The sequence below is a fragment of the Streptococcus devriesei DSM 19639 genome, from assembly GCF_000423725.1.
Lineage (GTDB): Bacteria > Bacillota > Bacilli > Lactobacillales > Streptococcaceae > Streptococcus > Streptococcus devriesei.
Genome location: NZ_AUIN01000005.1, coordinates 1 through 24,943, shown reverse-complemented (window position 1 = coordinate 24,943; position 24,943 = coordinate 1). Strand labels below are relative to the sequence as shown.

21 protein-coding genes, 3 tRNA genes and 1 rRNA gene are annotated in these 24,943 nt (G+C 39.0%); 5 read left to right on the top strand and 20 right to left on the bottom strand.

The window, feature by feature from the left end:
• The 18 genes from G573_RS0101275 to G573_RS0101190 all read right to left on the bottom strand — a co-directional run.
• Positions 1-181: ribosomal RNA gene (locus G573_RS0101275) — 16S ribosomal RNA — on the bottom strand; the annotation flags it as partial.
• A 245-nt stretch (positions 182-426) separates the two neighbouring features.
• Entirely contained in the window at positions 427-1,824 is a 1,398-nt protein-coding gene (locus tag G573_RS0101270) for an amino acid permease (protein ID WP_027975032.1), read from the bottom strand.
• Positions 1,825-1,933: 109 nt separating this feature from the next.
• Positions 1,934-3,907, bottom strand: coding sequence for an ATP-dependent zinc metalloprotease FtsH (gene ftsH / locus G573_RS0101265; RefSeq protein ID WP_027975031.1), 1,974 nt, complete (start codon positions 3,905-3,907; stop codon positions 1,934-1,936).
• Between the two features lie 22 nt (positions 3,908-3,929).
• Positions 3,930-4,472, bottom strand: coding sequence for a hypoxanthine phosphoribosyltransferase (gene hpt / locus G573_RS0101260; RefSeq protein ID WP_027975030.1), 543 nt, complete (start codon positions 4,470-4,472; stop codon positions 3,930-3,932).
• A 3-nt stretch (positions 4,473-4,475) separates the two neighbouring features.
• Positions 4,476-5,747 carry a tRNA lysidine(34) synthetase TilS gene (gene tilS / locus G573_RS0101255; RefSeq protein WP_027975029.1) on the bottom strand — a complete coding sequence of 424 codons (1,272 nt, stop codon included), beginning with the start codon at positions 5,745-5,747 and terminating at the stop codon, positions 4,476-4,478.
• Complete coding sequence (locus G573_RS0101250; RefSeq protein ID WP_027975028.1) at positions 5,744-6,979, bottom strand: serine hydrolase; 1,236 nt, start codon at positions 6,977-6,979, stop codon at positions 5,744-5,746. Before G573_RS0101250 ends, tilS begins: the two co-directional genes overlap by 4 nt.
• Positions 6,976-7,119: an SP_0009 family protein gene (locus G573_RS0101245; RefSeq protein WP_027975027.1), complete on the bottom strand. Its 144-nt coding sequence runs from the start codon at positions 7,117-7,119 to the stop codon at positions 6,976-6,978. Before G573_RS0101245 ends, G573_RS0101250 begins: the two co-directional genes overlap by 4 nt.
• A complete protein-coding gene (locus G573_RS0101240) occupies positions 7,119-7,490 on the bottom strand; it encodes an FtsB family cell division protein (protein ID WP_027975026.1) in 372 nt (123 codons plus the stop codon). Before G573_RS0101240 ends, G573_RS0101245 begins: the two co-directional genes overlap by 1 nt.
• Complete coding sequence (locus tag G573_RS0101235) at positions 7,477-7,749, bottom strand: RNA-binding S4 domain-containing protein (protein ID WP_027975025.1); 273 nt, start codon at positions 7,747-7,749, stop codon at positions 7,477-7,479. The genes G573_RS0101240 and G573_RS0101235 overlap by 14 nt, the downstream gene beginning before the upstream one ends.
• A gap of 118 nt (positions 7,750-7,867) precedes the next feature.
• Positions 7,868-11,371 (bottom strand): transcription-repair coupling factor, encoded by a 3,504-nt coding sequence (mfd, locus tag G573_RS0101230; protein WP_027975024.1) that lies wholly within the window; start codon positions 11,369-11,371, stop codon positions 7,868-7,870.
• Entirely contained in the window at positions 11,364-11,933 is a 570-nt protein-coding gene (pth, locus tag G573_RS0101225; protein WP_027975023.1) for an aminoacyl-tRNA hydrolase, read from the bottom strand. Before pth ends, mfd begins: the two co-directional genes overlap by 8 nt.
• An 88-nt stretch (positions 11,934-12,021) precedes the next feature.
• Positions 12,022-13,137, bottom strand: a complete 1,116-nt coding sequence (ychF, locus tag G573_RS0101220; protein WP_027975022.1) for a redox-regulated ATPase YchF — start codon at positions 13,135-13,137, stop codon at positions 12,022-12,024.
• Between the two features lie 105 nt (positions 13,138-13,242).
• Positions 13,243-13,449: a DUF951 domain-containing protein gene (locus tag G573_RS0101215; RefSeq protein ID WP_027975021.1), complete on the bottom strand. Its 207-nt coding sequence runs from the start codon at positions 13,447-13,449 to the stop codon at positions 13,243-13,245.
• A 13-nt stretch (positions 13,450-13,462) separates the two neighbouring features.
• Positions 13,463-14,341 carry a diacylglycerol/lipid kinase family protein gene (locus G573_RS0101210; RefSeq protein WP_027975020.1) on the bottom strand — a complete coding sequence of 293 codons (879 nt, stop codon included), beginning with the start codon at positions 14,339-14,341 and terminating at the stop codon, positions 13,463-13,465.
• Positions 14,342-14,388: 47 nt separating this feature from the next.
• A complete protein-coding gene (dnaN, locus tag G573_RS0101205; RefSeq protein WP_027975019.1) occupies positions 14,389-15,525 on the bottom strand; it encodes a DNA polymerase III subunit beta in 1,137 nt (378 codons plus the stop codon).
• Positions 15,526-15,680: 155 nt separating this feature from the next.
• Positions 15,681-17,033 carry a chromosomal replication initiator protein DnaA gene (gene dnaA / locus G573_RS0101200; protein WP_027975018.1) on the bottom strand — a complete coding sequence of 451 codons (1,353 nt, stop codon included), beginning with the start codon at positions 17,031-17,033 and terminating at the stop codon, positions 15,681-15,683.
• A 200-nt stretch (positions 17,034-17,233) separates the two neighbouring features.
• Positions 17,234-18,010 carry a ParB/RepB/Spo0J family partition protein gene (locus tag G573_RS0101195; protein ID WP_037586667.1) on the bottom strand — a complete coding sequence of 259 codons (777 nt, stop codon included), beginning with the start codon at positions 18,008-18,010 and terminating at the stop codon, positions 17,234-17,236.
• Positions 18,011-18,202: 192 nt separating this feature from the next.
• The gene (locus G573_RS0101190; protein ID WP_027975016.1) at positions 18,203-19,414 is read right to left on the bottom strand and encodes a S1C family serine protease; all 1,212 of its coding nucleotides are present in this window, start codon (positions 19,412-19,414) and stop codon (positions 18,203-18,205) included.
• A gap of 215 nt (positions 19,415-19,629) precedes the next feature.
• Between G573_RS0101190 and rlmH the strand changes: the two genes are divergently transcribed.
• Genes rlmH through G573_RS0101175 form a run of 3 tightly spaced genes read left to right on the top strand, consistent with a single transcriptional unit; the run spans position 19,630 to position 21,501 of the window.
• Entirely contained in the window at positions 19,630-20,109 is a 480-nt protein-coding gene (rlmH, locus tag G573_RS0101185; RefSeq protein ID WP_027975015.1) for a 23S rRNA (pseudouridine(1915)-N(3))-methyltransferase RlmH, read from the top strand.
• Between the two features lie 8 nt (positions 20,110-20,117).
• A complete protein-coding gene (locus G573_RS0101180; protein ID WP_027975014.1) occupies positions 20,118-20,792 on the top strand; it encodes a DNA alkylation repair protein in 675 nt (224 codons plus the stop codon).
• A 28-nt stretch (positions 20,793-20,820) separates the two neighbouring features.
• Positions 20,821-21,501, top strand: a complete 681-nt coding sequence (locus G573_RS0101175; protein WP_027975013.1) for a YoaK family protein — start codon at positions 20,821-20,823, stop codon at positions 21,499-21,501.
• A gap of 69 nt (positions 21,502-21,570) precedes the next feature.
• Here G573_RS0101175 and G573_RS0101170 read toward each other — a convergent pair.
• Positions 21,571-21,644 (bottom strand) — tRNA-Arg (locus G573_RS0101170).
• Between the two features lie 175 nt (positions 21,645-21,819).
• Between G573_RS0101170 and G573_RS0101165 the strand changes: the two genes are divergently transcribed.
• Both G573_RS0101165 and G573_RS0101160 read left to right on the top strand, forming a co-directional pair.
• Positions 21,820-21,891, top strand: a tRNA-Glu gene (locus tag G573_RS0101165).
• Positions 21,892-21,896: 5 nt separating this feature from the next.
• A tRNA-Asn gene (locus G573_RS0101160) sits at positions 21,897-21,970 on the top strand.
• Between the two features lie 155 nt (positions 21,971-22,125).
• Here G573_RS0101160 and G573_RS0101155 read toward each other — a convergent pair.
• Positions 22,126-24,729: a YfhO family protein gene (locus G573_RS0101155; RefSeq protein WP_027975012.1), complete on the bottom strand. Its 2,604-nt coding sequence runs from the start codon at positions 24,727-24,729 to the stop codon at positions 22,126-22,128.
• Positions 24,730-24,943 lie beyond the last annotated feature (214 nt).

Genomic DNA, 24,943 nt, shown 5'->3' with positions numbered 1-24,943 from the left:
TATTAGCTATCGTTTCCAATAGTTATCCCCCGCTAAAAGACAGGTTACCTACGCGTTACTCACCCGTTCGCGACTCAGTTAATTCGATGGAGCAAGCTCCGGTGAATCAACTGCGTTCCACTTGCATGTATTAGGCACGCCGCCAGCGTTCGTCCTGAGCCAGGATCAAACTCTCAGTTATCCTTAAGTTTGAGCGCTTAACTCACTTTGTGTCATCGCTGACTTATTGTTCTTGACAGGTTACTTCCGTAACCCGCACTTGGTTCGTCTTGTTCAGTTTTCAAAGGGCTTCACCTCTTGCGAGGCAACTACTATATTCTATCAGCTCTTCCCCCCTTTGTCAACTCCTTTTTTCAACTTTTTTGCATGGCATTATTATTTAAGTAAAAGAAAAAACATTTTGGATTTTTTCCAAAATGTCCTCTGTCAATCTACTGAAATAGTTGAATGCTTATACCCATAAGCGAAGTAAATTAAAACACCGATTACTGTGCTGACAGCAAACGCAATCCAAGTGATTGTCATATATTGACTCATCAGCGCCAAACATATAATTATTGAAATGACCGGCAAAACTGGGATAAAGGGAGTTTTAAACTCTCCATCCTTAGGCTCCCCTTGGTCTTTTCTTAGTTTAATGATAGCAACTGCCAGCATAATAAGGTAGGCGAGTGTACAAATATTTAAAAACTCTGCAATACTGGAGAGAGGAAATACTCCGGCACAAATCATAGAAGCAAATCCGACCAGAAGAGTTGCATTCTTAGGAACTTTACTGTGTTTAGTAACAACACTGAGTTTTTGAGGGAGCAGACCATCACGGCTGATGCTGTAAACCGTCCTTGCCAAAGCATAGGTCATTGAGATACAAACGGTTATCAGTGTTAAAATAGCAATAATGGAGATGTAGTCAGCTGCCCAATTTAAACCTGTCTGGCGAAGTGCAAAAGCAACTGCATCCGCTACATTTAATTTAGAATAGTGAACAATTCCTGTCAGTACCAAAGTAACACCGGCATAGAGAATAGTTACAATAGTTAAGGAAACTATGATGCCCTTAGGAATTGTTTTTTGCGGTTCATGGACTTCATCGACAGCCATTGAAATAGATTCAAATCCTAAAAAGGCAAAAAACATCAGAGAAGCACCGGCCATTATTCCTGTCTGGCCGCCGTAAATTTGACCAAAGCCAAAGGGAGAAAAGTTAGACCAATTTTCAGGTTTAAGGTGAAAGATTCCTACAATGATAAAGAGTGCCAAAGCTGAAAACTTCATAACAACAAGACTGCTGTTAAAGCGCAGAGCAATTTTAGAATTCAAAAGAACGATTCCCGTAACCAAAAGAACTACTAAAACCGGCAGTAAATCAATATAATTGCCCTTGCTGGGATTAAAAGTACCGTTTAAAGCTGCCGGTAGCTTTATCTCATAGCTCAATAGCAACCCTTTGAGGTAACTTCCCCAACCAGAAGCAACACTGGATACTGCAGTCAGAAATTCCATGATGATATACCAGCCGGCCAGCCAAGCAGGAAATTCCCCTAAAGTAGCATACAAATAACTGTATGCTCCTCCGTTTGCCGGAATTCTTGAGGCGAATTCTGCATAAAAAAGAGCCGAAATGCCAACCGCTACTGCTGCAATAATAATTGAAATAACCAAAGCCGGTCCTGCGTATTTCGCAGCACCAATACCAGTAACCGTAAAGATTCCTGTTCCTACCATTGACCCTAAACCAAGGAAAATCAAGTCCACTACTTTGAGATGGCGCTTCATTTCTGTCTTGTCTAACTTTGTATTTTTCTTTCTGAAAATAGTCATCATTTCTCCTAATCGTTTTAACAACCATATTAGTTTATCATAGTAGGCGGTCCTTGTAAATTTAAACGGATAAAAAAATTCCTATTAAATAGTAATAGGAATTTTTTAAATATTAATCAGCCTTGTCTTCAGTCATTTTTTCTTTGATTTCATCATAAGAAAGGGCATGAGCTTCTTCTGAATCATCTTCTGATTTCTCAGGAATCTTACCTGTTTCGTAAATAGACTTGATTTGTGCTGCATCAAGTGTTTCGTACTTAAGCAAGGCTTCAGCAATCAATTTATGTGTTTCGCGATTGCCATTAATGATATCAGCTGCTTTATTGCGAGCTTCATTAAGGAGATCACGAACTTCTTCATCAATAAGAAGGGCTGTCTGAGCTGAATAGGTCTTTTCAGGCGCAAACTGACCCGGCATCATTGAATGGTTGCCTTCATATTGAACAGGACCGAGTTTTTCACTCATACCATATTCTGTTACCATGGCACGAGCTAATTGTGTTGCCTGCTCAAAGTCGTTGGAAGCACCAGTTGTTTGGGCATTAAAGATAATTTCCTCAGCAACACGGCCTCCCATAAGTCCAGCCAGCTGTTCTTTCAAGTCATCTTTAGATAGGAGATTTTGATCTTCCTTCGGCAGCGCAATCATGTAACCGCCGGCGCGGCCGCGCGGAACAATTGTAACTTTATGCACAACACGCGCATTTGATAAAACCAGTCCTACAATCGTATGTCCGGCTTCATGGTAAGCAACCATCTGTCGCTCATGTTCAGAAATAGTTTTGTCCTTCTTAGAAGGACCGGCAATAACGCGATCTTCTGCTTCATCAATATCACTGGCATCGATCGTTTTCTTATTGCGGCGTGCTGCAACAAGAGCAGCCTCATTTAAAACATTTTCTAAGTCTGCGCCGACAAATCCCGGTGTTTGCTGGGCAATAACCTTTAGGTCAACATCCTTAGCCAGAGGTTTGTTTTTGGAATGAACACGAAGGATAGCTTCACGGCCCTTGACATCTGGCCGGCCGACAAGAACCTTGCGGTCAAAACGTCCGGGACGCAGAAGGGCGGGATCCAGAACATCGCTGCGGTTGGTTGCAGCAATAACGATGATGTTTTCGTTTCCTTCAAAACCATCCATCTCAATCAGCAGTTGGTTGAGGGTTTGTTCACGCTCATCGTTTCCGCCGCCCATTCCAGCTCCGCGACGACGTCCGACAGCATCAATTTCATCAATAAAGATGATAGCACGCTCAGCCTTTTTAGCATCCTCAAAGAGGGAGCGAACACGGCTGGCACCGACACCGACAAACATTTCAACAAAGTCCGAACCTGAAATACTGAAGAAAGGAACACCGGCTTCACCGGCAACAGCTTTGGCAAGGAGAGTTTTACCGGTTCCCGGAGGGCCTTCAAGAAGAACACCTGCCGGAATACGGGCTCCCAAGGCTTTATAACGTTTTGGTTCCTTTAAGAAATCAACAACTTCGATCAGTTCTTGCTTTTCTTCCTCTGCTCCGGCGACATCTGAAAAACGCACCTTGACATCACTCTTAGAAGATGAACGAGCTTTGTTCTTACCAAAACTCATGGCACCGCGAGCGCCGCCTCCGCTTTGATTCATCATCATCGTGAAGAAGAAAATCATAATGATAATTGGCAGGAAGCTTATTAAGAAAGAAATCCAAGCACCGCTTGAGCTCTCTTGTTTAACAGAAATTTTTGTTCCGTGACCTTCTGCTAATTTTTCAATTTTTTCAATAGAAGCACTGTTAGGCAAAACAATTGACGTAAATTTCTTAACCTTTGTAGTGCTGCCGTTAAAGAAGGCTAAGTCACTGTTCGCTTTTATTGCTTTAGCCTTTTCATACTCACCTGTTACTTGAACAATACTGCCGCTGGGCTGATAGGTAATTGATTTTATATCGCCTGATTTGACACGCTTAACAAGGGTCGTGTAACTGATTTTTTCGCTCTGTGAACCTGTTCCTCTAAAAAAATACTGAAAACCCGTTACAATAGCCAAAATCAGTATAATGTAAACAAAGGAGTTTTTCACAAATCCATTATTTCGATTATTTTTCATGTATTAATTAACAACCTTTTTCTTATTTTGAATAAACTTCTTCTTTCAAGACGCCCACATAAGGAAGATTACGATAGTTTTCAGCGTAATCCAAACCAAAACCAACGATAAATTCATTGGGAACATCGTAGCAGACATAGTCAGCATCAATGTCAACGACACGGCCTTCCGGCTTGTCAAACAATGTTGCTATTTTAACAGAATTTGCCTGACGATACTTGAACATGTCACGCAGGTATTTTAAAGTGCGACCGGTATCAATAATATCTTCAATAAAGATGACATCACGGCCTTCAATATTGGTATCAACATCTTTTAATATCTTAACTTCACCGCTGCTGGTAGTGCCGCCATGATAGCTTGATACAACCATGAAATCAATTTCAATATTGGTATCAATATGTTTCATCAACTCAGCCATAAAGGGAACAGAACCCTTTAAAACACCGACTAAAAGAGGATTTTTTCCTGCATAGTCTTTGGTTAGCTGAGCACCTAACTCTTTGGTTTTAAGGATAATTTCCTCTTCAGAATAGAGGATCTTTTTAATATCTTGTTCGAGCATCTCTCACCAATTTCTATTTTGAATATACAGTCTGCCTTTCATTATACCATCTTTAAAATCTTTTCTCAAATAAGTAACATCATCAAAAAGAATTAAAATAATTTCGCCGTCTTGCTCAGCAATAACTGCTTCTGAGCGTTTAGCAAGAGGGATTTTTTCATCAATGAACAGGCGCCGCAATTTTTTAGAATAAGATCCCAGCTGAATTTTATCCCCGGGTTTGCGTTTTCTGATTAAAATAGGCGAGTCATTCTTTAAAGGAAATCCTTCCTTAGAATCTGACTCTTTTTGAAAAGAAAAAGTGTACTGACCATATTTGACCATACCGCCATATTCTAGCACTCTTTCCTCTCTATCTCCATCAGTCTTAAGACCTATTTTGCTAATTTCAAACCTTTTATCGTCTTTTTTCAGATAGTAACCGTTTTTTAAGTAATGATGATAGCTGCTTTTTGTTCTAAGAATATGCAGCAGGTTGTTAAACTGTGCCTTGCTTATACTTAAGTCAGGAAATTGTTCCAAATACTCCTGTAACAGAAAATACTGAACAGGCTCACTTTGGTTTTGAAAAACCTGACAGTCCTGAACATCTAATTGCTTGCTTAGATCAGCAAAAGCCTGAAAAAGCTTCTCTGTTTCTGCACCCAAATCAATTAAATGCCGAGCCAGCTGAGGATTTTCCTGCTTTAAAGTGGGCAGGTAAGTGTTTCTGATTCTGTTCCTTAAATAGCGGTCTTCCTGATTTGAGCTGTCGTCAAAGTGAAAAATATCGGGTAAATCTTGTTTAGGAAACCTTAAAAAAGGGCGAATCAGCTGACCGCAGGCAAAAGGCTGCACTTCCTTGATCCCGCTTAAATAACGCAGACGCGATCCCCTTAATAAACGTAAAAAAACGGTCTCAGCCTGATCATCAGCATGGTGAGCCGTTACAAGCCCTGTATAGCCATCTCTAAGCATAACCTTTTTAAAAAACGCATAACGAAAATCACGCGCTTTTTTTTCGGAAAACTTTCCTTTATAAGTACCACCGTAAAAAGGCAGCTGGTTTTTCTCGGCCCAATTTTTAAGGTAGGCTTCTTCCTCATCGGACTGCATCCGCTGCTTATGATTCACATGTGCTATGGCTATTTCTATATTGAACTGCTTTTGATAGGCATGCAAAAAGTGCAGCAGATTCATAGAATCTACTCCACCTGATACAGCTATTAAAACCTTGTCATGCTTGTCAAAAAACTTTTTTTGCTCAATATATTTAAAAATTTTGTCATAGGTCATTTTAAGATACCATATACATCATCAGCAATTGCTGAGATATTATTATAGGATGCTTTATCTGTAAAAATAGATAAAACAAAGGGTTCGCCGGCATAAATGACAGCTACATCATGTTTATAGTCATAGGCATCCCCGATCTTATGGGCAACAGGAACAGCAATATCACGAGAAATACGATTGCTGTCAAACTCAGTTGTTTTTAAGTAATTTAAGGCTGAGCCGCGCTGATTATAAAGAGCTTCCATGACATTTGCTGCTGTCCTTGATGAAACCTTTCGAGCGTCCATGCTCCACTGGGCGTCAGCTGCTTTTTGAATTGTTTCCTGATAAGTCCTATCATATTTATGAGCAATGTAATAACCTAAAATATTGCTGGCAACATTGTCTGAATGCTGAGTCACCGCTTTTAATAAAGCTTCTACAGTGTAGGCCTTATTGTCAGCTTTTTTAGGCATTTTACCGCTGCCTTCGGTTTTATAAGCCCCCTTAAAGTGATTGACTTGTTCGGTATAGGTCAGTTTATCCGTTAATTTTACTTTGCCGTCTTTGAGTTGTTTTTCAACAAAATATAAAATGGGGAGTTTTGTAACACTGGCAGAGTACATTGCTTTATCTTCGTTTATTCCAGCTGTTTTTTGCGTATCCAGCTGCTTAACGTAGATAGAGTAGTTAGGTTTATTATATTTTTGATTCAGCAGAGCCTGAACTTTTTCTATACGATTATCAGCCAGATCTAAATCTTTTTCATTAATCCAGCCTTGACCGTCAGCTTTCAAATATGTTCCATGGCTGGTAACAGCTTTTTGGGAGACGTGTACTTTGGTATAGCCTGTAAGTTTTGTCTTGACTTTTTTTACGCCTGCCACATAAGGCTTCTGATAAATGGTAAATGTTTTTTTAAGCCAATAATTTCTGGCAAAATAATCCTGCCGCAGAACAATATCGGCATAAATATTGTCATGGCTGGCCTTTATATAGCGGCCATCTGATAATTTAAAGACCGGTGTCTTGACATGTTCTGTAATCAGGGCTTTGATTTTCAAGTCAGAATCCGGCTTAATTTTTTGAGTTTTTCCTGTCAAATTGGCTTTTGGAAAACTGGAAATTTCATGATAAGTATTGGGATTTGTCGGAATGCGGTCAAAAAATTCCGCAGGTTCTTTTTCCGTACTGATCGCCAAAATAGGAGCAGAAAAAACAAACATTAACATGACGGCTAATAGTTTTTTCATTTTGCTCCTCCTACTTTATTTTGAACCTTAATTTTGTTAGACGGCTCTTCTCGCAAAGCCTGATTTTTTTGAGCCAATTCTTCCAGTTTATCATCAGAATAAGCTAAAAATTTTTCAACTGTTTCAATTAAATGTTCCATCATTTCGGTAATAAACTTGGTGCAGGGTAAATATTTTCGCCATCAATGGAGTAATAATATTTAGCGCGTGCATACTTTTCAACATAACTGTCATCTTTCAGACGCCGGGCAAATTTTTGTTCGGCGTCTGTCTTGGCGTTCAGCTGCTTTTGCTGCTTTTGCAGTTTAACAATCTGCTCTTTTTTCTCCTGCAAATTCATATAACTGGCAACAAGATTGTAAGCCGGTAAAATAAACAGCAAAATGATAAAGACTAAAATCCAGCCGATGAAGCGATGGCGCCGCCTCATCTCTTCTTCTTCATAACGTTTCCTGCTGTTTTCATCATTAATGTATTTGTTATTAAGCTGAACAATGTTAGGTTTCTCCATCTGGTTCAATCCTCGACTCACTTATGATTTCATACATATTGGCAGCATCGTCTTTTTTGGTGCTGTCTTTCATCTCTAAAACACGGACTGTCAGCAATTTGTTGCCAAAGCGTATTTCAATAGTATCGTTAATTTTTAAATCTGTTGAACTTTTGGCCAAAATGCCGTTCACTTTAATCCGTCCCTTATCAGCCACTTCCTTAGCTATCGGACGGCGTTTGATAATGCGGGACACTTTCAAATACTTATCTAATCTCACTTAATCACCTCAAGTCTATTTTTTTATTCTATCATTTTTCTTTTTAAAAAGATAGGAAGAGCCTGGCTTCATACCTATATTTTCTATTAAAGACAGGAGAGAAAAGCTACTGACGTCATTAATGATCAGCTTTTCTCATTTTAATCTCATCTAAGCCAGCTCCAAATTGAAGCAGCTCTTCTAAAATTTCGTAATCTTTCTTTGCTTTTACATTAAAAATAATCTTAATCTTTCCTTGTTCTTCACTGATTTGCGCTTTGAGATTGGTCTTGGACAGAGCTTCAAAATAGTCTTGGGTCAAGTAAAATTTCTGAGATGCTTTTTCAAAGACAATATGGATACTGCCATTTTTCTTCTCTACCAACGCTACAAATGCTTTATCCATATAGGACTTGACAAGGCCGATTTCCAGCAGATAAGCGACCTGATCCGGATAGTCGCCAAAGCGGTCAATTAATTCCTCTTGAAGTTCTTGGTAATCGTCACGGCTGTCGATTTCGCGGATTCTCTTATAAATTTCTATTTTTTGCCGTTCATCGGTAATATAACTGTCCGGCAGGTAGGCATCTATTTGCAGATTAATTTCAGCATTGCCTTTGGAACGTGTCTGTATTTTTCCTAATTTAGTCGCAATCGCTTCTTCTAAGAGCTGTGAATACATTTCAAAACCAACAGAGTCAATAAAGCCGCTCTGTGAGGAACCTAAAAGATTCCCGGCGCCGCGGATAGATAAATCCCGCATGGCAATTTTAAAGCCTGAGCCAAGCTCTGTAAATCCTTTGATGGCTTCCAAACGTTTTTCTGAAACCTCGGTTAATATTTTATCAGGATGGTACATCAGATAGGCATAGGCGATACGGCTGCTTCGGCCAACACGACCCCGAAGCTGATATAGCGTTGACAGTCCCATATGATCTGCATTTTCAATAAAAAGTGTATTAACATTTGAAATATCAACACCCGTCTCAATGATCGTCGTTGTCACTAAAATATCATAGTCACCGTTGATAAAATCCATCAAGGTATTTTCAAGCTGAATTTCACTCATTTGTCCATGAACAAAACCAATGCTGGCTTCTGGAACTAGCTCCTGAAGCTCTGAGACTTTCCTGTCAATCGTGTCAACCTTATTGTAAACATAGAAAACCTGACCGCCGCGATCGATTTCACGGATAATCGCCTCACGAATGACTCCCTGATTATTCTCCATAACGTAGGTCTGCACGGGATAGCGGTTAGTCGGCGGTGTTTCAATCACTGATAAATCGCGTATGCCCAGCATAGACATGTGCAGGGTTCGCGGAATTGGTGTAGCTGTCAAGGTTAAAACATCAATCTTTGTTTTGAGTTTTTTCAGCGTTTCCTTGTGCTTAACCCCGAACCGCTGCTCTTCATCAATGACAAGAAAACCTAAATCTTTAAAGATAACATCTTTAGAAAGCAGCCGATGGGTACCGATGATAATATCAATCTGACCTTTTGCCAATTTTCTCAGCGTTTCCTGCTGTTCTGCTTTTGTTTTAAAGCGGCTCATGACATCAATAATAACCGGAAAATTTTCAAAACGCTCTTTGAAATTATTGTAATGCTGCTGTGCCAGAACTGTTGTTGGCACTAAAACTGCTACCTGCTTGCCATCATTGACGGCTTTAAAAGCTGCCCGCATGGCAACTTCTGTTTTCCCGAAGCCAACATCACCGACGAGCAGGCGATCCATGGGCTGCTCTTTTTCCATGTCTTTCTTGACTTCCTGAATAGATCTTAGCTGATCTTCCGTCTCAATGTAGGAAAAGTGATTATCAAAGGCTTCTTGACTGTCATCATCCGGAGAAAAAGCAAACCCTTTTAGCTGACTGCGTTCAGCGTACAGTTTCAAAAGGTCATCAGCAATATCTTCAACCTGCCGTGATACCTTTTGTTTAGCTCTCTGAAAGCGGCCGTCATTCAGTTTGTTAATCTTTGGTTCTTTTCCATCACTGGCGACATATTTGGAAAGCATTTCTATTTGTTCGACCGGAATAGAAATACGATCAGAATTTTGATATTGGATGGTTAAATAATCCCGGTGAACACCTGACACCTCAATGGTCTCAATACCTAAGAAACGGCCAATCCCATGGACATTGTGGACAACATAATCCCCTTTTTCCAGCTCATTGTAATCTTTCAGGCGCTCTGCATTGCTGACAGCAGTTCGGCGAATTTTTCGCTTAACCTTTTTATGAAAAATCTCGCGCTCAGTGATAAGAGCAATTTTTTCATCAGCAAAATAAAAACCGCTAGACAGATTTCCGATAACCAGCTGTGCTTGATTTTCAAGGAGCTCATCAGGTTTACTAATTGGTAAGGTTAAATGATACTCTTGTAAAGTTTCTTGTAAACGTTCTTGACTAAGCTGTGAATCTGTCTGCAGAAGAACTGTTGCGCCCGATTTCTGATAACGCTCAATTTCACTGACTAATAAAGGAAACTGATTAAAGAATTCCTGCATAGGATACTGTGTAAAATTGTAAACAGCGTCAAACCTTAGATTTCCCAATCCCTTGTGAAAACTTGAAAAGAAGGTAGCCGGTTGGTATTGCCGCAAATATCTGTAAGTATCAGCGAAATAAGACAGACTTGACACTGCTTTACTGTTTTGTAAATCTTCTGTCAAAAGAGCAGCCGCATCTAAATCAAAACGGCTGTTACGATCTAGAATCTTTTGAAAATCATCAAAGAATATTGGCGTTTGCTGAGGAAGGTAATCCAGCAGCGTCCATTCTTTTTGGTAGAAAAAGGACAAAAATTTTCTAATATCCTGATGCCGATGACGATCTTTGGTAACTGCTAAAACTTCTTTCAAATAAGATTTCAAATTCTCACTGGCAGTAATGGGAACTTTTTCCAACTGACGACAAGCATGCTCAAAGTCACTTTCAGTAAGTACAATATCATCAGACGGTGTCAAAGTGAAAGAATCAATGTTAGCAAGCGATTTCTGGCTGTCAACATCAAAAGTACGAATACCATCTATTTCATCACCAAAAAATTCTAGGCGGTAGGGAAACTCCTGCTCAACTTCGTAGACATCTAAAATATCTCCCCTTTTGCTGAACTCTCCCGGATTATAAACCTGAGACACCCTTTCATAGCCAATGTTTGACAGCTGCTTTACAAGATTGTCAAGGTCATATTCTTCGCCAACAGTTAGTTTTAATCTGGCTGCTTGATAGTTTTTGGGATTGGGCAATAAAATTCTGGTTCCTGCAATACTGGTAACCAGAATGCCTCCTTTTTGCTGATCCAAAAGAAAATTCAGGCTCTTTACACGAGAATTTGTTTTGTCCTGTGAAGCAAAAATAAATTCAGCTGCCGGTGCATCATCAGCAAAAAAGCGATAGACTTTTTCATCACCAATGAGAGCTGACAAATCATCTGCTAATTTTTCAGCTTCATTTTGAGTTGAAGTAACAACCAATAGTTTACCCTTTTGACTGCTGTCAGCAGCGGCTATTGCTAGAGCCTTGCTGGTATTAGACAGCCCCATTAGTAATTGTCTGCTGGAATCAGATAACAGTTCAGTCCACTTTTTGATATTAGTATTTTGTTTAAATAAATCTATTATGTTCATTTTATCCATTGAATTTTTGCATTGTCATATTGAAATCTTTGGTTTGTAAATAATACTTTACAGCCTCGTCAACCTTGTCAAGTGTCTTTAAAATGGTTATGCGGTCATCTTTATCAAACTTTCCAAGAACATGCTGAATGACAGTCATACCTGTCTTAGGACGGCCAATTCCAATCTTAACACGATCAAATTCCTGTGTCCCAAGCTCCTTAATAATACTTTTAATACCATTATGACCCCCAGCAGAGCCCTTTTGCCGAAAGCGGATTTTCCCTACTTCCATATCCAGATCATCGTAAATAACAATCAGATCATCCGGAGCTAGATTATAATAAGCTAAAAAGGTTCTGACAGCCAGTCCGCTGGCATTCATAAAAGTTGTTGGCTTGATAAAATAAATCTTCTCACCATCAATAAACGTGCTGGTTTCTTCTGCTTTGAAGACCTTGTTTTCTGTAAACTGAATATTCAAAGAGTTGACAATAGTGTCAACTGCCATAAAACCAACATTATGTTTAGTATCTTTGTATTTACTTCCGGGATTGCCTAATCCAACAATTAATTTTGTCATTTTTTCCTTTCAAAGACCAAAAGGGAGTTGGGAAAATTTCCCACCCCTTTTTAGGTATACGCGATTTTTGTACGTCTTCTCAGTACTTTTAAACATTAAAACGAAATTCCATGATGTCGCCATCCTGAACAAGGTAATCTTTTCCTTCTTCACGCAGGCGGCCGGCTTCCTTAACAGCCTTTTCAGATCCATAGTGAATTAAATCATCATAAGACATCGTTACGGCACGGATAAAGCCCTTTTCAAAGTCAGAGTGGATAATTCCTGCTGCCTGAGGTGCCTTAATGCCGCGCTTGAAAGTCCAGGCACGCACTTCTTTTTCTCCGGCAGTAAAATAGGTTCCAAGTCCCAATAGATGATAAGCAGCCCGTGTCAATTTATCAATACCTGACTCTTCCAAGCCCATGGCTTCAAGGAACTCTTGCTTGTCCTCATCATCAAGTTCTGAAATTTCTTCTTCAGCACGCGCTGAAATAACAACAACTTCTGCATTTTCAGTAGCAGCGAAATCACGAATTTGCTTAACGTACTCGATATCATCAGGATTAGCCACTTTGTCTTCATCAACATTGGCCACATAAAGCACCGGTTTTGTTGTCAGTAAAAACAAACCCTTGACAATCTTTTGCTCATCTTCTGTAAAATCAATGGTTCTGGCTGATTTTCCGTCCTCAAGAACTGGTTTGATTTTTTGAAGAACTGCAAATTCAGCCACAGAATCTTTATCTTTTTGTGTTCTTGCAATCTTTTCAACACGCGCATAACGCTTATTAACCGATTCTAAATCAGCCATAATCAATTCCAGATTAATCGTTTCAATGTCTGCAATGGGATCAACAAAAGCTGACTCGCGTCCTTGTTCCCGCATGACATTTTCATCATCAAAAGCCCGGACAACATGAACAATGGCATCTACTTCACGAATATTAGCTAAGAATTTATTGCCCAAGCCCTCTCCTTTCGAAGCGCCTTTGACAATCCCTGCAATATCAGTAAATTCAAAGGTTGTTGGAACTGTTTTTTTAGGCTTGATCAGCTCTGTCAACTTTTGTAAACGTGCATCCGGTACTTCAACCATACCAACATTGGGATCAATAGTTGCAAAAGGATAGTTGGCAGCCTCCGCTCCCGCTTTTGTAATTGCATTAAAAAGGGTTGATTTGCCGACATTAGGCAAACCAACAATACCTGCTGTTAAGGCCATTTCAATTAGTCTCCGTTCAAAAATTTCAATCGTTACTATTATAGCAGAAAATAACAGAAAAAACCTGTCTGATGACAAGGCTTCATCAAAAAAATATGGATTACATTATGCTTTTTTCGGCTGCAGAACTTTTTTCATCTTACGTTCAAAATCATGACGGCTCATCATGACAACATGGTCACAATTGGTGCAGCGAATCTTAATATCTGCTCCCAGACGCAGGATTTCCCAGCAGTTAGCCTTTTTGCCTGTGGATTTAATCGTGCAGGCATGAGGTTTTTTCATTTCAACAAAACTTCCTAAATCGTACATGTCAATTTTCCTTTCAAAGATATATTTTCCTTTGCTGGCAGGTGAAAGTCTCACTGGAAATTTCAGTCAGCTCACCATCAATCTGGGCAGCCGTCGGCTCAGAGCAGTCTACTGTTAATTCAGTAAAGGATTCATGTTTTAAACGGGGATTTTTCTCATGTTTTTTCATGAGCAAAGTTAGCAGCCCTTGGATATTTTGAAACACTGTCCCCTTCTCCAAATAGACCAATTCAAGCTGTTTCGTTTTAAGAGAGGCTTCCGGCCAGATCATAATGCCGCCTCCAAAATAAGCCGTATTGGCCAAAACAAACAAGAACAAATCAGACAGTTTTTGGGAGCGGCCCTCAGCATCTGTAAGTGTTAAAGAGACACTTTCACGACTGAAAGCAGAACGTATACCAAACAATAAATAAGTCAATTTTCCCAAACAAAGCTGGTTTAACCGCTTTTTCAACGATGATTTTTCGGAGTAAGAAATAACACGCGCATCAAAGCCAAGACCCAAGCTGTTTAAAATCAAATAGTTAGCTGACTGAAAGACAGAAATTGTTTGCAGTCTTCGCTTCAGCAGCGCCTCCATAACTGTTTCCAGACGCGCTGGCAAGCTGCGGCTAAAATCATTTCCCGAGCCGGAAGCTAAATAAGCAAAAGGAATTTCTTTGGGCAAAGCAAAGAGAACCTTTGACAGGGTGCCATCTCCGCCAATAATTAGCAGCTGATCTTGATCAGATTGGTAACAATGAAGGATTTTCGTCAGCTGGTTAGTCTCATCATCAGCACACCGTGTCAGATAAATTTCTGCCTTAAGCTGTGGATAACACTCTCTGATTCTTTCTGCTTTTTTTAAGCCGCTTTTATCTCCTGCATGGGGATTTACGAGAATATAAAGCATAAATTTATTATATCATATTGCAAAAAAATAACGCTCTGGGCGCTATTTTAATTGGTACGTACAGGTGTAATCAGCTGAATGAAATTTTCACTGTCGTCGCCTGGTGTCAAGGTGAAGGGACGGATAGGTGAAATGAAGCGAATCGTTACGGTTTCACTCTTAAGAGCTTTAAGTGCTTCAATCAGATAAGTTGGATTGAAACTGATTGTCAAATCGCTGCCGGAGATCTTTTCAGTATCCAATTCTTCATTAACCTTACCAACTTCAGGAGAGTTAACATGGGCAGTTACTTGGCTGTTGGTAATTTCTAATTTGACTGTGCCATTTTGAGTTGCATTGGAAATGAGATGAGCCCGTTCCATAGCATAGCGCAGAGAGTTTGTATTGAACACAACCTCAGTTTCGAAATTATTGGCTAAGAGGCGATCGGTATCTGGATAATTGCCTTCCAGAAGACGCGTGTAAAAGCTGATGGTTTCACTTCTAAAGAGAATTTGGCTGCTGGAGAAGAAGACTTCTACAGATTCCACATCTTCTGCGAAAACCGCTGCAAATTCACGTAACGAACGGCTGGGGATGACAACGTCAAAATCATCTGTTGAATTTTCCAAGATCAGTTTACGCTGACTCATGCGGTGAGAGTCTGTAGCCACAGCTTTAAATTCTTTGTGATTTGTTAAAACCAAGTGAACACCTGTCAAAATCGGACGGCTCTCTTGGGTGCTGGCAGCAAATGCTGTTTCTGAGATAATTGTTTTCAACAGTTTTGTTTCCAAAATCAAAGGATTGTTGGTGATAACTTCCTGCAGGCGCGGATACTGTTCAACATCTTTTCCTTTAAGAGTAATTTCTGATTTACCACTGTTTAAAACAACCTGATGCTGTTCAATTTCTTCAAAGTCTAAAGTAATGTCTGGCAGACTTGAAACGATGTTAATAAAGAAATTGGCTTCAAGCAGGATTGACCCCGGAGAAGTTATTAACAGTCCGGCGTTTTCATCATCAACTGAGATTGTATTTTCAATAGAAATCTGACCGTTCGAACCGGTTAAAACGATTGATTGAGAATGAACTTCGATTTTTAAACTGGAAAGAATAGGAATAGCATTTTTAGAACTAATAGCTCGTTTGGTAGCATTTAAAGCTTGCAGGAAAAATGTTTTATTGATTGAAAATTTTATCATGGAATACTCCTTTATTTTATAAGTATTAAGTTAGTGGTAGTAGTAGGTCTTGTGTATAGTGCGGATAAGTATCAGAATTTCAGGTGCTGTCTGGCTTAAGAGTTGTTCACAAGCTGTGGATAAAAAGTTGCTTTTGCGAGACTTATGCACAAAGCCTATTTTATTTTATTTTTGATGGTCTCTAATTCAATTTTTAGACTGTCATCCTGAGCCAGCATGTTTTTTATTTTGTTGTAGGCATGCAGCACTGTAGAATGGTCCCGTCCGCCAAATTCTTTTCCGATTTTTGGAAGGCTGTTGTCAGTCATTTCACGTGCCAAATACATCCCAACCTGACGTGCCAGAACAATGTTTTGTGTCCGTTTAGTTGATTTAATTTCTTTGACTGTTACGCCGTAAAATTTTCCTACCTGTTTTTGAATTTCTTCGATAGGAATGACAATCATCTTAGGACTGCTGTCTTGCTTTCTGGCTCTGATTGCCTCTGCTGCGACTTCAACGGTGATCACATCAAGATTTCTGTAATTGGCCACCAGACTGATATCTTTTAAAGCTCCTTCCAAATCCCGAACATTGGAGTCAAACTGTCCTGCCAGATATTCAATTGTTTCTGATTGGAAACTGTAATTGTATTCTTGAATTTTATTGTTTAAGATAGCTACACGTGTTTCAAAATCAGGCGGTGTGATGTTAACCGTCAGCCCCCATTTAAAGCGCGTGACCAAGCGCTGCTCCAAGTCATTAAGATCATCCGGTGTTCGGTCGCTGGTTAGAACAATCTGTTTATTATTGTCATGAAGAGCATTAAAGGTGTTGAAAAATTCTTCCTGCGTAGCGGCTAAACTTTTCTTGGCCAAGGATTGGATATCATCAATCAGCAGCAAATCTAAGTTCCGAAATTTTTGCTTAAGTTCATCCATATTTTGCAGCCTGATGTGGACAACAAATTCATTGATGAAGTTTTCAGCAGAGATATACTTGATTCGGGCCTTAGGATTATTAGCCAAGACAGCATTGCCAATGGCATTTAGCAGGTGGGTCTTACCTAAACCGGGTCCTCCGTAAATAAAAAGAGGATTATAGGTGGTTCCCGGAAGATCTGCTACAGAAACGGAAGCCGTAAAGGCCCAGCGGTTTTCATCGCCAATTACAAAATTGTCAAAACTGTATTTTGGATTAAGATCGTTTTGCACAATTGGCAGAGGCTGAGCTGAGGGTTCAGACATGGCAGCTGAGGAATGAGTTTCCGACTGCAGCTCTTGCTCCTCAGAAACATAGTCAATGGAGATTTCGGTGTTGAAAACTTCAAAACCGGCTGTCAGCACAACAGGCTGCAGATTCTTTTCCCAGAATAACTTTTTCATATCGTCAAGCACAATGGTGGCTGTGCTTCCTTCAACTTTCTGCAGTTTAGCATCTGAAACGAAAAAATCAAACGTCGCTTGTTTTAATTGACTTTGTGCAAGTTCTAAGACCCTATTCCAAAAAATTTCTTCATTTTTTGTCATAGTGTGCTCCTATCAAGATTTGTAATAAGAAAATTTTACCATAAAAAACGAATGTTTTCCACAGCCACAAACGAAAAATCCACATTGTGGACAAAAGTTATCCACAACTTGTGGATAAAGACATGAAAACTGTTAATTCAGCTATCTGAACTATTTTTAGTTGTGGAAAAAAGCGATAGGAAAAAATGAAAATGAACAAGCTAATGGAGCCTGTTCATTATTCTGTTGAATTCTTCTTCAGAAGTGAAGGAAATTTTCAGCTGTCCTTGGTGCTTTTTATTGTAGGAAATAGAAACAGGCAGACCCAGAAGCTGACTGACTTCTTTTTCCTTTTCTGAAATGAAAATATCTTTTGACAGTTTTTTCTTTTTTTCTTTTTTGGGGGCATTTTTCAAAGCTTTTTCAAGCTGACGGACACTGAGCTGCTCATCAAGAATTTCATGAAACCAGCTATCCTGCAGCTCCGGCTTTTCGACGCTTAGCAGCAGGCGCGCGTGTCCTTGAGAAATTAATCCCTTTTCCAGAGCTTGTTTGATGTCAGACGGAAGATTTAAAAGTCTGATGCTGTTGGTAATATAGGGCCGGGATTTTCCGATTGTTTTTGCAATATCGTCATGAGTCATGTGACTCTTGATGATAAGATTTTGATAGGCTTTGGCTTCTTCGATCGGATTGAGATCGGAACGCTGTAAATTTTCAATAATCGCCTGCTTCATGCTGTCCTTATCTGAAACATTTTTGACAAGGACAGGAATTTTATCCAAACCAGCCAGTTTAACGGCTTTTAGCCGCCGCTCCCCTGCAATCAAATCATAACCGAAAATATCTGATTTTCTGACTATGATAGGCTGAATCAAGCCGTTTTCTTTGATGGACTGGGCCAGCTCTTCCAATTCTTTGGTCTTAAAGTGGAGCCTGGGCTGATAGGGATTGGGATTAATATCTTTGGGATCAAGGTATTTTAATTCTTCAGGCATAATTACTCCATGAAAAAGGAAAGGACAAAATGTGCTAGAGTTCAAAAGAAACAGTTTTTTATCCTTCCCTGATACAGCTGAAAATTTACTTTAATAATAGGTGTTTGAGAAGACAGAGTTTAAGTGAGGTGCTTAATCACCAGCTTCAACAATGTGTTTTAACAGCATCTGCTGTTCGCTGGTTTTGCACAATTAATTATTTAAATCCTGACTTGTTTTTGTTAACTGAATATCAACCGTCTTCTTATCTTTACCGCGGTAGAAGGTAATCTTAATGATATCACCTTTTTTATGCTTGTAAAGAATGCTTTGAAGATCGCTGATGGAAGCCACTTTTTTGCCATCGATTTCTGTAATGACATCATATTTTTTAAGCTTACCGTCAGCCGGCATACCATTTTGCGTTGAAAGAACAACGATACCGCTGGTAATGTTACTTGGAAGTTTTAAGGACTCTCTGCCGCTGGTGGATGCTTCGCTCAGATTAGCCATTGAAATACCAAGAGCTGGTCTGATAACCTCACCATTTTCTTCTAATTGGTTAATAATGGAAACGACATCGTTTGATGGAATAGCAAAGCCCATACCTTCAACAGCGACACCGCTTCTTGAATCACTGCTGGATGATGCGATTTTGCTTGAACTGATACCGATGACCTGACCTTTGATATTGACTAAAGCTCCGCCGGAATTACCAGGATTGATGGCAGCATCGGTTTGGATAGCATTGGTTGAGATAGTTTCACCGTTTTCATTTTGTGTGGTTACCGTGCGGCTGAGACTGGAGACGATGCCCTCAGTTACCGAATTGGCATAATCGCTTCCCAGAGGACTGCCGATAGCAATAGCCGGTTCGCCAACCTTGATCTTATCTGAATTAGCGAATTTCGCCACAGTGCTGACTTCTTTAGAAGAGATTTTTACAACGGCTAAGTCAGAGTAGGTATCAGATCCGACTAATTTTCCGACGACTTTTTTCCCGTTAGCCAGCATGATTTCCAGCTTTTCTGCATCTTTTACCACGTGATTGTTGGTTACCAGATAGGCGCTGTCACCGTCTTTTTTATAGATAACCCCGGATCCTTCACCATAGACATTTAAACCATCTTCTGATTGATTTTCGTCTTGTGAGTCGCCGTAATTATTGTAGTAGCTGCTGTCTATTTTCTGGTAATTGATGACCGAAACAATAGCATTCTTAACATCTTTGACGGCTTCGGTAGTGTCAGATTTGGTGTTATAGACGACATTGCTGACGGTTGTTTTTCCGCTATCAGAAATAGGCTTATTGCCGGATACCCAGTAAAAGACTGCTGTTGAGATAATCCCTAAAATAAAGCTTAAAAAAATAAGCAGAAAAGGGACGAACCATCTTAAGAAGGTATGGGGTTTTGTATTATTCACTTTTCGAACCTCCGAATTTTCCATAATTAGTCTGAAACAGTCTAAGAAATTTGACTTAATTATACCTTAAAACCATAAAAAAAGAAAGAATCCACAAGTTGTGGAAAACTTTCTGAAAATGTTGACTGATATTTGCAAATAAGTGTTTTTTAGAAAAGCAGTTTCTTGGAAAAACTGTGGATAAGTCTGCTGAAAAAGGTGCTATAATAGAAAGTATGAAAGTCACATTAATAACAGTCGGTAAATTAAAAGAAAAGTATCTAAAAGACGGCATTGCTGAATACAGCAAGCGTTTGAGCCGTTTTACTAAGTTTGAAATAATCGAGCTGCCGGATGAAAAAACACCGGACAAGGCCAGTCAAGCGCAGAATCAGCAGATTCTTGAAAAAGAAGGTCGACGGATTATATCTAAAATTTCTCATCGAGATTTTGTCATTGCTTTGGCCATTGAGGGCAAACATTTCTCATCTGAAGCCTTTAGTAAAATCTTATCTGATGCAGCATTAAAAGGCTACTCTAACCTTACCTTTATTATCGGGGGAAGCCTGGGACTGTCTCAGGAAATAAAAAAGCGTGCTGACTTGCTCATTAGTTTTGGACTCATGACCCTGCCTCATCAGCTGATGCGCTTGGTATTAACAGAGCAGATTTACAGGGCTTTTATGATTCAGGAAGGAAGTCCTTATCATAAATAGGAAGAGAAATGGATTATTCAGAAGTTATCAATCTTTTTAAACAACATTCAGATTTAGAAAATGCTGCAAAAATGGCCAAATATCAAAAGAATCATTTTCAATTTTATGGCATTTCAACGCCCTTACGACGTCAACTTTCCAAAGAATTTCTTAAAGAAAAAGCTTTAGAAAATACAGTGGATTGGGATTTTGTTTTTAAAATGTGGCAAGAAGAACAACGTGAATGTCAATATCTTGCTTGTGATTACTTATTATTAAAAAAAGTAAGCCCTAAATTGACCTTGACTGATTTAGAAAAAATAGAAAAATTAGTTATTAATAAATCTTGGTGGGATTCAGTTGATAATCTTGATGCTGTAGCTGGCAATATTGTGCAGAACTATCCTCAAGCTAAAGAAGTGATGTTAAAATGGTCTTTAGCAGACAATTTTTGGTTGAGGCGTTTAGCGATTGATCATCAATTAGTTTTTAAAGAAAAAACAGATCATCACCTTTTAGCACAAATGATTGAAAATAATTTATCTGGTTCAACATTTGATAAAGAATTTTTTATTAACAAAGCTATTGGCTGGTCTTTACGAGAGTATTCAAAAATAAATCCCGCTTGGGTTCAACATTTTATTGAAACACATGAAGAACAAATGAATCGTCTATCTATTCGTGAAGCTAGTAAATATCTATAAAAGTTTCACGTGAAACAAAGGAGAACGTATGGCAAAGGATTATCGAAATTTTGAGGGATTAAGAGTGGCAGTGCTTCTTACTTTTATCAGCGGCTTTATTGATGCTTATACCTTTATCACTCAAGAAGGACGCTTTGCCAGCATGCAGACAGGAAATCTGCTGTATATGACAATTAATCTCGCAGAAGGACATTTAAAAGAGGCCTTTAGTTTTTTGATTCCCATTGTTTTCTTTATTTTAGGGCAGTTTTTTTATTATTTTCTTAGAAGATGGGTGACGCCTAAAAATGTGAGATGGCATAAATTCAGCACTTATGTACTGCTGATTTTGCTGGCCGTTATAGCCGTTTTAAGTCCTCTTTTGCCTTCTATTTTCACAATTGCAGGCTTGGCCTTTTTCGCTTCCATTCAGCTGGCAACGTTTAAGCGGGTCAGAGGTTACACTTACACTAATACCATGATGACAGGCAATATAAAAAATGCTGCCTACCTTTTTCTCAAGGGGAGTGTGGAAAAAAATGAGCAGATTCTAAAACAATCTATTTATATCATTACAGTTATTGTGACCTTTATGGCCGGTGTTCTGCTGTCTACCGTTATGTGCCGCTACCTGACTGAAAGCAGTCTTTATATTTTACTTTTACCCATGTTAGCGCTGGTGTATTTTTTAAATATCGAAAGAGAAGAAGGAAGCCTTAAAGACATGTGATTCTGCCTTCAGACGCCGACATTAAACAAAGATAATAAGAAAAGGACTGGGCAAGTGCCAGTCCTGATTTGATCCCAGCAGGATTCGAACCTGCGACCGTTCGCTTAGAAGGCGAATGCTCTATCCAGCTGAGCTATGAGACCTTATAACCTCATTATTTTACCAAAATTTGTGGGCTGCTGTCAATCTTTACAGACAGAAGACTTGTTAGCTTGCTCTGCGTCTTTTTTTAGCAGCAAAGAAGAAACATTCTCATAAATTTTTTTGAAAAAAAGCTAGACAAATAAAAGATATTTGTTATAATAATAAGAGTGTTATGGTCCGTTGGTCAAGGGGTTAAGACACCGCCTTTTCACGGCGGTAACACGGGTTCGAATCCCGTACGGACTATTAATTCCGGCATAGCTCAGTTGGTAGTAGCGCATGACTGTTAATCATGATGTCGTAGGTTCGAGTCCTACTGCCGGAGTGATAAGACACTAATCCTGTAATAATTGCAGGATTTTTTATTGCACAATTTTGGCTCAATTTATAACCTTTGGCAGAATCTTCTGCCGTATGGCTAGGTATCAACAAGTCAGCAATCCTATTAACTAAAAAAGGGAGCAGTTTATATGCTCCTTTTTAGTTTGTTTTTGTTGAAGACTTGTTGTCTTTTCTAATGGATTTTTGGTAATAAAGTCGATAAAGTATGAAGAGAAAGATGCCAAAGGAGGAAATCAGAATGCCTTGATGCAGGCCTTGAGGGATGAACGTCATGGTAATTTTACCTCTGCCTTTTTTAACATTGATTTTCATAAAGCCGCCCTGGGCTTTTTTAATGTCCACTTTTTCTCCGTCTTGTACTGCTGACCACCCTTTGTCATAAGGCAGGGTATAAATCAGAGAACTTTTCTTTTTAGCTGTGTAAGAAGTAAAGATGCGATTTTTTTGAGTTGAAACCTTAATTGCCGAACTTTTTAACTGATCCATTGCTTTTTGGTAGGCTGTTAAATTTAAGGCGTAAACATGCGGTAAATCATAACTGACGGTTTTGTTATCAGGAAAATTAAATTTGAAGCTTAAAAGCTGCTCTTTCTGATAATGGCCTAAGTTGAATAAATCATAGCTGTTGTCAGCAATTTGCTGCGTTTTTCTGTTTTTAACTGTCAATAAAATGCTTTTTTCTTCTTCATTGCTAAAGCTGATATTGGGAAGATTAATGTAAAGCTGGCTGTTGGCAGGGGCCTTTACACTATAGTAAACTTTTGCTTGACTGCCTTTAAGATCAGTAACGGCGGCGCGGCCGTTTAGAACTTGGCTGTTTTTAGCTGAGATAATAGGAACTTCTGTAAAGAAACTGTCTTTTACTCCTGTCAATTCCTTGACAATTTTTTCTTGATTGGTAAGCGGATCAGAATTTAGATTGACATCATTGTAAATACCCTTTGACATAAGTGCCAAAGGCAGGTGATAAGAATTTTTGTAGAGATTGAAATGGCTGCCGCTTTTTCTAAGATAAAATCCGAATTTATGGGGATCTTGCGTGCTGATATTATAGGCAACTGAGAAAAGGCTGTCCATTAAAATCGTATTGTTATGGTAGCTGATGAAAGCATGGTTGCCTTGGGAATAGTAACCTAAAGCGTTTAATAATTGGGCAGACAGAGTATTTTTAACGGATGAAAATTGCGAGATGCTGTTATAGTTGAATTTCATGCCGTCATTTAAGGTTTGGTGGATCAGTTTTTCCAGGCGGAAAAAATCAGGTGTTTCTTGATTAGCTAACTTGACATAACTGTCAACTTCTTTGCCATTATCTTCGTAAACATTTCTGGAAGGAAAGTTCCAATCATTTTCAATTCCCTCAATTTGGAAAAAGCTGTTAAAAGACAGTTCTAAAATTGTAAAGATAAGTGTAAAGGCAATCATCAGCTTTTGAAAAGCGCCTTTATTGAAATAACTGAAGAGAATCACACCATATCCGACTAGAAAGAGCCCTGTTAGTATGAAATGTGTCGGTGTTAAAAAATCATAACTTTCCCTAAAAAAGAAGACACCTGTAAATCCGATACCCAACAGAGCAAAGGCAGGAAGAAAGGATTTAACAGACAAATACTCTATTCCAGACAGGGTTTCAGCTGCCATTATCAATATGATAGTTGATAAAATCCAAGAATAGCGGTGAAGAAACATGTTGGGAGAATGCATGCCCTGCCAAAAAAGATCGAGAGGCTGAAAAATAAAACTGGCAATAACTAAAACAATAAGAAACAGATAGGCCAGCTTAACCTGACCTTTAATGGTTTTAACAAAAAAGAAGGTAAGAGCTAAAATTAAGGGAAATAATCCAATGTAAAATGTTGGAATGGATCCGTATTTTGTTGTGTCGTAACTGCCGATAATGGTTTTTGCGAAGAGATCAAAGTAGCCTATATCTGAAGACAAAAGGTTAAAATGTTCAGCTGTTTTTTCTCCGTGACTGCTCAGATCAAGCAGGGTTGGAAGAAGCATAAAAGCGCTGGCAGCTGCCGAAAGAATGGAAACTAAAGCAAAATCAGCAAATCGTTTCAGTCTTTCTTTGAAATCCCATGATGCCTGAACGAAAAACCATAGCAGCAGAAAAATAGCCGTCATAAACCCAAAGAAATAATTCTGAATGAATAGACAGCTTAGGGTCAGAAAATAAAGTGATGTCCCTTTTTTGCTGATTAAATGATTTAAACCCAGTAAAATAAGAGGCAGCAAAATAAAGATGTCCAGCCAATTGTTTAACTCCAGCTGACTGGTGGTAAAACTCATAAGGGCATAGGATGCTGACAGCAGCAGAGTCAGGTGTTTTTTTAATTTGGGGTAGAGCTGATCAAGACTGTAAAAAGCAGACAGGCCAATCAGGCCGAATTTAATTAAAGTAAAGAGGTAAAAGGCATCTGCCATGTTTCGCACATCAAAAAAATAAGTGAAAGGCGTCAGAAAACTACCCAAATAATAACTCATAAGGGCGAAGACATTGAAGCCTAGCCCGCCTTTAAAAGAATAAAATAAGCTGTCTGTTCCATGGAGGATATTGCGAATGAGTGTATCAAAAATGACGTATTGATGAAAGCCGTCACTGGCTAAAAGGGTTGTGTCGCTGCCCCAATAAATGTTTTTTGAAAATAGGACAGTGAACATGATAAAAGCAGGCAGTACAAAACTGATAGAATAAAAAATAAGGTTTTGTTTGTGGTTTCTCAAATAATTCATCATAAGTTTTCTTTGTAAAAAAAGAGAGTGGGACAAAAATCGGTAAATCGTCATGAAATGGCGATTTCGATTTTCCTCGCTCTCCTATTTTAAGGCTCAGGTAGAAATCATCCACTGGATAATTTCTATCCCACCTCCGCACAGTTTATTAGCTCAAAAGGTCTGGGAGACCTTTTGAGAGTGATAATAAAGCTAACTAAGTTAGCTTCAAATATCC

Bases quoted from the DNA above. Each gene is read 5' to 3' on its own strand.
- rlmH (WP_027975015.1), top strand. From the start codon at position 19,630: ATGAAAGTCACATTAATAACAGTCGGTAAATTAAAAGAAAAGTATCTA.
- pth (WP_027975023.1), bottom strand. From the start codon at position 11,933: ATGACAAAATTAATTGTTGGATTAGGCAATCCCGGAAGTAAATACAAA.
- ychF (WP_027975022.1), bottom strand. From the start codon at position 13,137: ATGGCCTTAACAGCAGGTATTGTTGGTTTGCCTAATGTCGGCAAATCA.
- G573_RS0101210 (WP_027975020.1), bottom strand. From the start codon at position 14,341: ATGCTTTATATTCTCGTAAATCCCCATGCAGGAGATAAAAGCGGCTTA.
- G573_RS0101155 (WP_027975012.1), bottom strand. From the start codon at position 24,729: ATGATGAATTATTTGAGAAACCACAAACAAAACCTTATTTTTTATTCT.
- G573_RS0101195 (WP_037586667.1), bottom strand. From the start codon at position 18,010: ATGCCTGAAGAATTAAAATACCTTGATCCCAAAGATATTAATCCCAAT.
- dnaN (WP_027975019.1), bottom strand. From the start codon at position 15,525: ATGATAAAATTTTCAATCAATAAAACATTTTTCCTGCAAGCTTTAAAT.
- G573_RS0101240 (WP_027975026.1), bottom strand. From the start codon at position 7,490: ATGGAGAAACCTAACATTGTTCAGCTTAATAACAAATACATTAATGAT.
- tilS (WP_027975029.1), bottom strand. From the start codon at position 5,747: ATGACCTATGACAAAATTTTTAAATATATTGAGCAAAAAAAGTTTTTT.
- G573_RS0101250 (WP_027975028.1), bottom strand. From the start codon at position 6,979: ATGAAAAAACTATTAGCCGTCATGTTAATGTTTGTTTTTTCTGCTCCT.
- G573_RS0101180 (WP_027975014.1), top strand. From the start codon at position 20,118: ATGGATTATTCAGAAGTTATCAATCTTTTTAAACAACATTCAGATTTA.
- mfd (WP_027975024.1), bottom strand. From the start codon at position 11,371: ATGGATAAAATGAACATAATAGATTTATTTAAACAAAATACTAATATC.
- G573_RS0101215 (WP_027975021.1), bottom strand. From the start codon at position 13,449: ATGTACGATTTAGGAAGTTTTGTTGAAATGAAAAAACCTCATGCCTGC.
- hpt (WP_027975030.1), bottom strand. From the start codon at position 4,472: ATGCTCGAACAAGATATTAAAAAGATCCTCTATTCTGAAGAGGAAATT.
- G573_RS0101175 (WP_027975013.1), top strand. From the start codon at position 20,821: ATGGCAAAGGATTATCGAAATTTTGAGGGATTAAGAGTGGCAGTGCTT.
- G573_RS0101245 (WP_027975027.1), bottom strand. From the start codon at position 7,119: ATGGAACATTTAATTGAAACAGTTGAAAAATTTTTAGCTTATTCTGAT.
- ftsH (WP_027975031.1), bottom strand. From the start codon at position 3,907: ATGAAAAATAATCGAAATAATGGATTTGTGAAAAACTCCTTTGTTTAC.
- dnaA (WP_027975018.1), bottom strand. From the start codon at position 17,033: ATGACAAAAAATGAAGAAATTTTTTGGAATAGGGTCTTAGAACTTGCA.
- G573_RS0101270 (WP_027975032.1), bottom strand. From the start codon at position 1,824: ATGATGACTATTTTCAGAAAGAAAAATACAAAGTTAGACAAGACAGAA.